Below are 1,305 nucleotides of genomic sequence, written 5' to 3'. Positions count from 1 at the left end.
AGAATCAAAATTGAACTTAATTGAATACTAACCTAGTTACGTAAAAACGGACACCTTTTACTCAGCGAATGAGGTAAAGGTGAATATGAATAAGAAAGGAAAATACTCTCCGGAGTTTAAAGAACAAGCAGTCAAGCGAACACTTTCTGGTTCGTTTACGATAAAAGAAGTAGCAGGGTCACTTGGAATCAGCTATTTTGTGTTACGACAATGGAGGGGAGAATACTTGAAAAAATCAGAAGATCAGCTTCCACTTACGGATAAACAGTTAAAAGAAAGTGAAGAACTGAAAAAGCTTCGGAAGGAAAATCTGAAACTGAAAGAGGAAGTTAATATCCTAAAAAAGTTTGCCGCCATGCTTTCCCGCGAACAAAATCCCGATTGATGTTCATGGAAACTCATCGATTTGAGTATTCGATTCAAAGCATGGCTAACGTTTTAGGAGTGTCTCGTTCAGGATTCTATCAATTTCTAAAACGGAGTAAAAACGAATTAGAAAAATATAATCCCGAACTTGTCGAGTTCATTCGGGAAACGTGGCTAACAAGTCGTAAGAATTACGGCTTAGTTCGGTTGCTTCGGGAAGTGAAGAAAGTGTATTCAATTTACGGAGCAAGAACGGTTCGAAAAGTGATGAAACTTTGTGAAATTCAAGGAAAACAGGAGAAACGTTTTCGGATTGCCACAACAGATTCTAATCATGGGAATCGGGTTGCTCCGGACTTAGTTCAACGGAATTTCAAACCGAATCAGAAGAATCGGATCTGGGTTTCAGATATTACTTTTTTAAGATCCTCTTTCGGGTGGATTTATCTTTGTGTAATACTGGATCTTTATTCTCGAAAAGTAGTGGGTTGGTCGATTTCAAATTCTAATGATTCTAAGTTAGTGTGCACCGCTCTTTCCAAAGCAATCGAATGTAGAAATCCTCCTAAGGGTTTAGTTTTTCATTCGGATCGAGGATCCAATTATTGTTCGTACGAAACTCGAAGGTATCTGTTAAATAATAAACTCAGAAGGAGTAATAGTAGAAAGGGAAATTGTTGGGACAACGCAGTTGCTGAGTCCTTCTTTGGTTCTCTGAAAAGAGAAATGGAATATAATTACTTTTATAAAATTCAAGAAGCCGAAGAATTACTTTTTGATCATATAGAGGTTTATTATAATAGACACAGATCTCATTCGTCATTAGACTTTGTGAGTCCTGTGCAATTTGAAGTAAATGCTGCGTAAAAATGTGTCCAATAATTCGTCACTAGGTTAGTTCGCCTAGATTTTTCTTACTCACTTTATTTTGAGTTTGTC

At 36.9% G+C, this 1,305-nt stretch carries 1 protein-coding gene; it reads left to right on the top strand.

The features are described 5' to 3' along the window. The first annotated feature begins 85 nt into the window (after positions 1-85). Positions 86-1,233 (top strand): IS3-like element IS1500A family transposase gene (locus LEP1GSC202_RS15705; RefSeq protein WP_100207446.1). Its coding sequence is split into 2 segments (ribosomal slippage): positions 86-338 and positions 338-1,233, totalling 1,149 coding nucleotides; the frame shifts between segments, so codons are not numbered across the junction. Positions 1,234-1,305 lie beyond the last annotated feature (72 nt).

The sequence above is a fragment of the Leptospira yanagawae serovar Saopaulo str. Sao Paulo = ATCC 700523 genome (assembly GCF_000332475.2).
Lineage (GTDB): Bacteria > Spirochaetota > Leptospiria > Leptospirales > Leptospiraceae > Leptospira_A > Leptospira_A yanagawae.
The sequence above is the reverse complement of the archived record's forward strand: the minus strand, read 5'-3'. Positions and strand labels throughout refer to the sequence as shown.